Annotated in this window: 10 protein-coding genes and 1 pseudogene; 4 read left to right on the top strand and 7 right to left on the bottom strand. The window is 65.6% G+C overall.

Annotation, left to right across the window (positions count from 1 at the left end):
- The 4 genes from EN780_RS21660 to EN780_RS21645 all read left to right on the top strand — a co-directional run.
- The coding region (locus tag EN780_RS21660) for a 4-hydroxythreonine-4-phosphate dehydrogenase PdxA (RefSeq protein ID WP_189556640.1) at window positions 1-448 on the top strand (448 nt) is incomplete at its 5' end.
- A gap of 25 nt (window positions 449-473) precedes the next feature.
- Window positions 474-1304: a 16S rRNA (adenine(1518)-N(6)/adenine(1519)-N(6))-dimethyltransferase RsmA gene (rsmA, locus tag EN780_RS21655; RefSeq protein ID WP_128275271.1), complete on the top strand. Its 831-nt coding sequence runs from the start codon at window positions 474-476 to the stop codon at window positions 1302-1304.
- A gap of 86 nt (window positions 1305-1390) precedes the next feature.
- The gene (locus EN780_RS21650) at window positions 1391-1699 is read left to right on the top strand and encodes a type II toxin-antitoxin system RelB/DinJ family antitoxin (RefSeq protein WP_128275270.1); all 309 of its coding nucleotides are present in this window, start codon (window positions 1391-1393) and stop codon (window positions 1697-1699) included.
- Window positions 1696-1989, top strand: a complete 294-nt coding sequence (locus tag EN780_RS21645) for a type II toxin-antitoxin system RelE/ParE family toxin (protein WP_128275269.1) — start codon at window positions 1696-1698, stop codon at window positions 1987-1989. Before EN780_RS21650 ends, EN780_RS21645 begins: the two co-directional genes overlap by 4 nt.
- Window positions 1990-2128: 139 nt before the next feature.
- Here EN780_RS21645 and gmk read toward each other — a convergent pair whose 3' ends face one another.
- The 7 genes and pseudogenes from gmk to EN780_RS21610 form a co-directional block, all read right to left on the bottom strand.
- Window positions 2129-2803: a guanylate kinase gene (gene gmk, locus EN780_RS21640; protein WP_245478501.1), complete on the bottom strand. Its 675-nt coding sequence runs from the start codon at window positions 2801-2803 to the stop codon at window positions 2129-2131.
- A 5-nt stretch (window positions 2804-2808) separates the two neighbouring features.
- A complete protein-coding gene (locus tag EN780_RS21635; RefSeq protein ID WP_127285716.1) occupies window positions 2809-3699 on the bottom strand; it encodes a YicC/YloC family endoribonuclease in 891 nt (296 codons plus the stop codon).
- Between the two features lie 228 nt (window positions 3700-3927).
- Window positions 3928-5163: an endolytic transglycosylase MltG gene (gene mltG, locus EN780_RS21630; protein WP_127311673.1), complete on the bottom strand. Its 1236-nt coding sequence runs from the start codon at window positions 5161-5163 to the stop codon at window positions 3928-3930.
- Window positions 5164-5364: 201 nt separating this feature from the next.
- Window positions 5365-6627 (bottom strand): beta-ketoacyl-ACP synthase II, encoded by a 1263-nt coding sequence (gene fabF / locus EN780_RS21625; protein WP_127393661.1) that lies wholly within the window; start codon window positions 6625-6627, stop codon window positions 5365-5367.
- A 34-nt stretch (window positions 6628-6661) separates the two neighbouring features.
- Window positions 6662-6898 carry an acyl carrier protein gene (locus tag EN780_RS21620; protein WP_006203723.1) on the bottom strand — a complete coding sequence of 79 codons (237 nt, stop codon included), beginning with the start codon at window positions 6896-6898 and terminating at the stop codon, window positions 6662-6664.
- Between the two features lie 213 nt (window positions 6899-7111).
- Window positions 7112-7849, bottom strand: a complete 738-nt coding sequence (gene fabG / locus EN780_RS21615) for a 3-oxoacyl-[acyl-carrier-protein] reductase (protein ID WP_128275268.1) — start codon at window positions 7847-7849, stop codon at window positions 7112-7114.
- A 59-nt stretch (window positions 7850-7908) separates the two neighbouring features.
- Window positions 7909-8177, bottom strand: a pseudogene (locus EN780_RS21610) (ACP S-malonyltransferase); the annotation flags it as partial.

Below are 8177 nucleotides of genomic sequence, written 5' to 3'. Positions count from 1 at the left end.
CATCACCGCCGCCGACCTGAAAACCCGCTTCGGCATCGCCAGGCCGAGGCTCGCGGTCGCCGGCCTCAACCCGCATGCCGGCGAAGGCGGTGCAATGGGGGTGGAGGACAGGCGGGTCATCCAGCCGGCGATCGAGCAACTGAGGGCGGAGGGCATCGACGCCTTCGGGCCGTTGCCGGCCGACACCATGTTCCATGCACGGGCGCGAGCCGGCTACGACGCGGCACTTTGCATGTACCACGACCAGGCGCTGATCCCGGCCAAGACGCTGGCCTTCGACGAGGCGGTCAATGTCACGCTCGGCCTGCCCTTCATCCGCACCTCGCCCGACCACGGCACCGCTTTCGATATTGCCGGCCAAGGCATCGCGCGCGCCGACAGCCTGATCGCTGCCCTGAGGCTCGCCCGCCGGCTTGCCGACAGCGGGACCGAGGCCGTGGCCGCATGAGCGCGCTTGCCGTGAGCCTGGCCGCATGACGATCGACGGGCTGCCGCCGCTGCGCGAGGTGATCGAACGCCATGGGCTGCAGGCGAAGAAGGCGCTCGGCCAGAATTTCCTGCTCGACCTCAATTTGACCGGCAAGATCGCGCGCGCCGCCGGCGACCTCGCCGACGCCACCGTGATCGAGGTCGGCCCCGGCCCCGGCGGATTGACGCGAGCGCTGCTGTTCAACGGCGCCAAGCGGGTCGTCGCGATCGAACGCGACGAGCGCTGCCTGGAAGCGCTAGCGGAGGTCTCCAATCATTATCCCGGCCGTTTGCACGTCATTCCCGGCGATGCGCTGAAGACGGACTTCGCCGCGCTTGCCGGGGAGGCCGGCGGACCGGTGAAGATCGTCGCCAACCTGCCCTACAATATCGGTACCGAACTCTTGATCCGTTGGCTGACGATTGCCGAATGGCCGCCCTTCTACCAATCGATGACGCTGATGTTCCAGCGCGAGGTGGCCGAGCGCATCACCGCCGCCCCAGGCAGCGATGCCTATGGCCGGCTCGGCGTGCTCGCCGGCTGGCGCACGCAAGCCAGGATCGCCTTCGACGTGCCACCGCAGGCCTTCACCCCGCCACCGAAGGTGACTTCATCGGTGGTGCATCTGGTGCCGCGCACGGCCCCCTTGCCGGTCGAAGCGAAAAAGCTCGGCCGCGTCACCGAGGCCGCCTTCGGCCAGCGCCGGAAAATGCTGCGGCAAAGCGTCAAGAGCCTCGGCGGCGAGGCCTTGCTGGTGCGCGCCGGCATCGACCCGACGCGGCGGGCGGAAACGCTCAGCGTGGACGAGTTCGTAAGGTTGACGAACGCGGTGTAGTGCTGCGGCCTGCTCTTCTTGTGGAGGAGGCAGCGGGCTGGCATTTGTCATTCAAATGCATTACATTCGTGACAAGGAGACTATTCATGCCAGCGAACGCGCTTGTCCAGACGCGTATTGACGCCGACATCCGGGATCGAGCTTCCGCCGTGCTCGAAAGCATGGGGCTGACGGTTTCGGATGCGGTGCGGATACTCCTCACGCGAACCGCCAATGAGGGCGCGCTGCCCATCGATCTGGTGGCAAACAGTGAGGCGTACGACGTATGGTTTCGTGCCAAGGTGCGCGAAGCGCTCGACGACACCCGACCTGACATCCCTGATGATCAAGTCGAGGCGCATTTTGCCGAGAGACGCGCAGCAGCGCGCCGCAAGGCCGGTGAGCCTAAATCTTGAAAATCGTGTGGTCGGCCTTCGCGCTTTCGGATCGCGACGGGATATTCACGCATATCGAGGCTGACAATCCCGCGGCTGCAATCGCCGTCGACGAGCGGATCATCACCGCGATAGGCCGACTTCGTGACTTTCCCGAGAGTGGCCGGACCGGTAGGCTTGCAGGGACACGAGAGCTTGTCATCGTCGGCACGCCGTACGTTGCTGCCTACCAGCTGAACGAAACCACTGTTCGAATCCTGCGCGTGCTTCACGGAGCGCAGCGTTGGCCGGATGATCTGCCGGACGGCTGATGCGAATTAATGCACGTCGCCCAAAAGTGCGCACCGGTCTTGGGAGAACGACATGCATCCAAGCAATGACCGAAGGCGCGTCGCCCAATTCAAGTTTCGATGCAACGCGAATTTGGATCCGCCGACGGCGGAAGAGCGCCTATTCCGTCTTCTCGTCCAGCAACCCCGAAACGAAATCGAACAGGCCCGGCCGCCTGTCGCGCCGCAGCCGCTCGGCGGTGACGATGCCGCGCACCTCGGCGAAGGCGCGGTCGAGATCGTCGTTGACGATGACGAAGTCGTATTCCTTCCAGTGCTCGATCTCGAGGCGGGCGTTCTTCAGCCTGGTCTCGATCACCGATTCCTGGTCCTCGGCGCGGCGTTTCAGCCGCGCCTTCAATTCCTTCATCGACGGCGGCAGGATGAAGATCGAGACGATGTCGGCGCGCATCTTCTCCTTGAGCTGCTGGGCGCCCTGCCAGTCGATGTCGAACAGCATGTCGCGGCCCTGCGCCAGCGCCAGCTCCGCCGGCTCGCGCGGCGTGGCGTAGCAATTGCCGTGCACCTCCGCCCATTCGAGCAGGGCGTCAGAATCGCGCAGCCGCTCGAACTCGCGCATGGTGCGGAAGTGATAGTGCACGCCTTCGATCTCCGAGCCCCGGCGCGGTCTGGTGGTGACCGAGACCGACAGCTCGAGACTGGAATCGCTTTCGAGAAGATTGCGCGCGATCGTTGACTTGCCGGCGCCCGACGGCGACGACAGAACCAGCATCAGCCCGCGGCGGCGGATGCGGGACCCCAGATCCCTGGCAACCATCGGCTCCTTGGCAACCATCCGGGTCACTCCAGATTCTGAACCTGTTCGCGAAACTGGTCGACGACCGCCTTCAGCTCCAGCCCGATGGCGGTGACCGCGGCAGCGTTCGACTTCGAGCACAACGTATTCGATTCGCGGTTGAATTCCTGTGCCAGAAAATCGAGCTTGCGGCCGATGGCGCCGCCATTGGCGAGCAGCACACGCGCGGAAGCGACATGGGTCTTCAGCCGGTCGATCTCCTCGCGGATATCGGCCTTGGTGGCGAGGAAGGCCGCCTCCTGGTGAAGCCTGCTGGCGTCGAGATTGGCCGAAGCATCCAGCAACAGGCGGACCTGCTCGGCGATGCGTTCGCGGATCGCCGCCGGCTCGCGCGACGGATCCGCCTCGGCCTTCAGCGTCAGCGCCTCGATGGCGTCGATGTGGCCGGCAAGCAGCGAGCGCAGGGCGGCGCCCTCGCCCTGACGGGCCATTTCCAGGCCTACCAGCACCGTTTCGAGCGAGGCCAGGATGGCGCCGTCGAGCGCCGCCCGCGCCTCCTCGGTTTCGATCGTCTCGGGAATGTCGAGCACGCCGCGCAACGCGAGCAGCCCGTCGGCGGTGGCGGGGGCGGCGCCGAATTGCTCCTGCAGGCGCTTGGCCAGCCCGGCCAGATCCTTGAGGAAGGACTCGTTGACCACCGGCTGCACCTGCTGGCCGGCGGCGCGGCCGACCGTCAGCGTCGCCTGGAAATTGCCGCGCGAAAAACGCTTCTGGATCGTCTGCCGGACCGCCGGCTCGAGCCGCTCGAAGCCTTGCGGCAGCCGCAGCCTCACCTCGACGCTCTTGCCGTTGACCGATTTCACCTCCCAGGCGATCGAGGTGCCGTCATGTTCGGCGACCGCCCGTGCAAAACCGGTCATGCTCTGCAGATTCATAATGCCCTTGCGCCCCCTTGCGCGCGGTCGCGGACGTTGCGCGACCCTGAGCGGTTGATGGCATCGCCGAACCGCTCTAACTATTTGTTTCTACGCAATTCCGAACGGAAAGCGTTGCACACTTTTCCTGGAATTGCTCCAAAAAACCACGGCGCCCCCTCGAAGCGTACGCCGCCGTCAAAATATCAACGCCCCCTTGCAGCCGGGCGCAAGTTCAAAAGCGTTTGTCTATTGGGCGGCGCCCGCATCGCCACCGGCGTCACCGCTATCGTCGCCGGTGGCCGGCGCGTCGGTCTGGCCCTCGACCTTGGCGGCGCCAGCCTTGGCGGCGTCCTCGGCCTGCTTCTTCTGTAGTGCCCGGTAGCGGGCGACGTTCTGGTTGTGCTCTTCGAGCGTCGCGGCAAAGACATGGCCGCCGGTGCCGTCGGCGACGAAATAGAGATCGTCGGTCTTTGATGGATTGGCGACGGCCTCAAGGGCCGCACGGCCGGGATTGGCGATCGGCGTCGGCGGCAGGCCGTTGATCAAATAGGTGTTGTAGGGAGTCTGCTTGTCGATGTCCGACTGGTAGATCGGACGGTCGGCGGGTTTGCCCTTGCCGCCGAACAGGCCGTAGATGATGGTCGGATCGGACTGCAGGCGCATGCCCTTGGCGAGACGGTTGAGGAACACGGAGGCCACGCGCGAACGCTCGTCCCCCCTGCCCGTCTCCTTCTCGACGATCGAGGCCAGTGTGACGAAGTCCTCGACATTGGCGATCGGAAGGTCCGGCGCGCGCCGCTCCCAGACATCGTCCACCAGCTTCTTCTGGTCGGCAAGGAGCTTGTCGATCATCTGCTGGCGCGTGGCGCCGCGGGTGAAGCGCAGTGTGTCGGTGGCGAGGCTGCCCTCCGGCGGCATGGCCGCCGGCATGTCGCCGGTCAGCGCATCCTGCTCGGAGATGCGCTGCAGCGCCTGCTCGACTGTCAGCCCCTCGGGGATGGTCAGCGAATACATCACCGACTTGCCGCTCTTCAGCATTTCCATGATGTCGAGCATCGAGGCGCGCGGCTTGATCTCGTATTCGCCGGCCTTGAGCGCGGAATCATTGCCGGTGGCACGCACGCCGAGGCGGAAGATGCGCGCGTCGCTGATCAAGCCGCGCCGCTCGAGCTGGTCGGCGATGTCCTGAACGCCGGTGTTCGGCTTGACCAGGAAGGTGTCGCCATTGGCCGACGGGCCGGGTTCGGTGAACGCCTGCTTGCCGAAATAGAGCGCGGCGCCGGCCGCCAGGATCATCAGCATCACCAGCGAGATGACGAAATTCATGAACACGACGACCTGGCTGCGCGAGGCGCGCGAGCGTCGCGGCGGCGGCGTGCCGGCCTCGGGACGCAGCGCCTCGGCCGCCGTCTTCGGGACGATCGGACCAGTTGCGGCCTGCTGCTTGCCGAAATCTCCGCTGCCGCCCGGATTTGTGTTCATAGCGCCCTACCATCTGATCTCTTGGAGAGGCGCACGTCCCAGCGGACGCGCGGACCACGCTCCAACATTTCAACCCTGCGCCTCGTGCCTTGCGAAAACCGGCCGCGGTTTTCTGTCCGACGCGCGAATCCCCAAGGGCAGAGTAGGGGCGAATATGGCAAAATTGACGACAGGCCGCGCGAGCGGCCGCCGGCCCCACACTCAGCCATTGTAACGCTGGAAGACGAGCGAGGCGTTGGTGCCGCCGAAGCCGAAGGAGTTGGACAGCGCCACGTCGATCTGGCGGGCGCGCGGCTTGTTCGGCACGAGATCGATCGCCGTCTCGCGCTCCGGATTGTCGAGGTTGATGGTGGCGGGGGCCGTGTTGTCGCGGATGGCGAGGATCGAGAAGATCGCCTCCGCCGCGCCCGCCGCGCCCAGGAGATGGCCGATCGACGACTTGGTCGACGACATCGAGATCTTCGAGGCGGCATTGCCGACAAGGCGCTCGACGGCGCCGAGCTCGATCGTGTCGGCCATGGTCGAGGTGCCATGGGCGTTGATGTAGTCGATGTCGGCGGGCGAGAGCTTCGCCCGCTTCAGCGCCGCCGTCATGCAGCGGAAGGCGCCGTCGCCGTCCTCGGCCGGCGCGGTGATGTGGTAGGCATCGCCGGTGAGCCCATAGCCGGTGACCTCGGCATAGATCTTGGCGCCGCGCGCCTTGGCGTGTTCGAGTTCTTCCAGAACCACGACGCCAGCACCCTCGCCCATGACGAAGCCGTCGCGGTCGCGGTCATAGGGACGGGAAGCCTTTTGCGGCGTCTCGTTACGCTCGGTTGACAGCGCGCGGCAGGCGGCGAAGCCGGCCAGCGAAAGCCGGGTCACCGGCGCCTCGGCACCGCCTGCCAGCATCACGTCGGCATCGCCGAAGATGATCAGGCGGGCGGCATCGCCGATGGCGTGCGCGCCGGTCGAGCAAGCGGTGACGACGGCGTGGTTCGGGCCTTTCAGCCCGTGCCGGATCGACACCTGCCCGGAGACCAGGTTGATGATGTTGCCGGGGATGAAGAACGGGCTGATACGGCGAGGCCCGCGCTCGTGCAGGATCAGCGCATTCTCGGCGATGCCCTCGAGCCCGCCGATGCCGGAACCGATCATGACGCCGGTGGCGCAGCGCTCCTCCTCGGTGCCCGGCTGCCAGCCGGAATCCTTCAGCGCCTCGTCGGCGGCCGCGATCCCGTACAGGATGAAGTCGCCAATCTTGCGCAGTTCCTTCGGCTCGAGCACGGCTTCGGGATTGAGCGTGCCGTTGGAGCCGTCACCGCGCGGAATGACGTGGGCGATCTTGCAAGCAAGATCCTCCACTTCGAACTCGGTGACGCGCTTGGCTGCGCTGCGGCCGGTCAGCAGTTCCTTCCAGCTGTGCTCGAAGCCCATGCCAAACGGCGAAACCAGGCCAAGGCCCGTGACGACGACACGCCTCATCGCAGGTCCTCCCCGGTGATGCCCGCGAAAAGCCTCAGGCCGAGGCCTTGTCGATGTACTTCACCGCGTCGCCGACGGTCAGGATGGTCTCGGCGGCATCGTCCGGAATCTCGACGCCGAATTCTTCTTCGAACGCCATGACGAGTTCGACCGTGTCGAGGCTGTCAGCGCCCAGATCGTCGATGAAGCTCGCCTGCTCCGTCACCTTGTCGGCATCGACGCCCAGGTGCTCGATGACGATCTTCTTGACGCGCTCTGCGGTGTCACTCATTTGGGGCATCCTCGTCTTATGTTGAGTTGTCTTCGTTAGCGGGCGGAATGCCGCTAATCAAGCTGAAATATGGTCTTGCGGGTAACGCAACGCCACAGGACCGGTTTTTGCCCGAACCGCCGGGTTGCCGGCCGCATTACACGAAAAATGCGGGAGGTCCAAGCCGAAATGGCGCTTTTCACAACCGCCGGACCATAGTCGGAACAAGGCTGCTCAGATCATCGCCATGCCGCCATTCACATGAATGGTCTGGCCGGTGACATAGGCCGCTTCGTTGGAGGCGAGATAGGCGACCGCGGAGGCGACTTCGGCACTGGTGCCCATGCGCCGGGTCGGGATCGCCGCCATGATCGTCTCCTTCTGCTTGTCGTTGAGCTTGTCGGTCATGGCCGATTCGATGAAGCCCGGGGCGACGCAGTTGACGGTGATGTTGCGGGTGGCGATCTCCTGCGCCAGCGACTTTGAAAAGCCGATCATGCCGGCCTTGGAGGCGCAGTAATTGGTCTGGCCGGGATTGCCGGTGACGCCGACCACCGAGGTGATGTTGATGATGCGGCCATGGCGGCGGCGCATCATCGGATGGGTCAGCTCGCGCGTCAGCCGGAACACGGCGGTGAGGTTGACCTCCAGCACGCTGTCCCAATCGGCATCCGCCATGCGCACGAACAGGCCGTCCTTGGTGATGCCGGCATTGTTGACGAGGATGTCGACGCCTTCGAGATCGGCTTCCGCCTTCTGGCCGAGTGCCTTGACCTCGTCGCGGTCGGACAGGTTGGCCGGGAATAGTTTCACGCGGTCGCCGAGTTCGGCGGCCAGCGCCTCGAGCTTCTCGAGGCGGGTGCCGTGCAGGCCGACGATGGCGCCCTGGCTGTGCAGCACGCGGGCGATCGCCTCGCCGATGCCACCCGATGCGCCGGTGACGAGCGCCTTGCGGCCGGTCAGTTCGAACATGTTGGTCTCCTGATCTCAGAGAGCACCCTTCACACGGGTGCGTTCAAATCGCCAATGGATTATGCGAGCGCGGCCAGCGCCGCCTCGACATCGGCCGCCGTGCCGACGGCGCCGGTGGCAACGTCGCGGTTGATCCGCCGCGCCAGGCCCGACAGCACCTTGCCGGCGCCGACTTCGTAGAGCGTGGCGACTCCGTTGGCGGCGAACCACTCCACCGTCTCGCGCCAGCGCACGCGGCCCGTCACCTGCGCGACCAGGCGCCGGGCGATCTCGTCGGGATCGCTGGTCGGGGTGACCGTGACGTTGGAGACGACGGGAACCACCGGCG

Source organism: Mesorhizobium sp. M4B.F.Ca.ET.089.01.1.1 (assembly GCF_004022605.1).
Classification (GTDB): Bacteria; Pseudomonadota; Alphaproteobacteria; order Rhizobiales; family Rhizobiaceae; genus Mesorhizobium; species Mesorhizobium abyssinicae.
The sequence above is the reverse complement of the archived record's forward strand: the minus strand, read 5'-3'. Positions and strand labels throughout refer to the sequence as shown.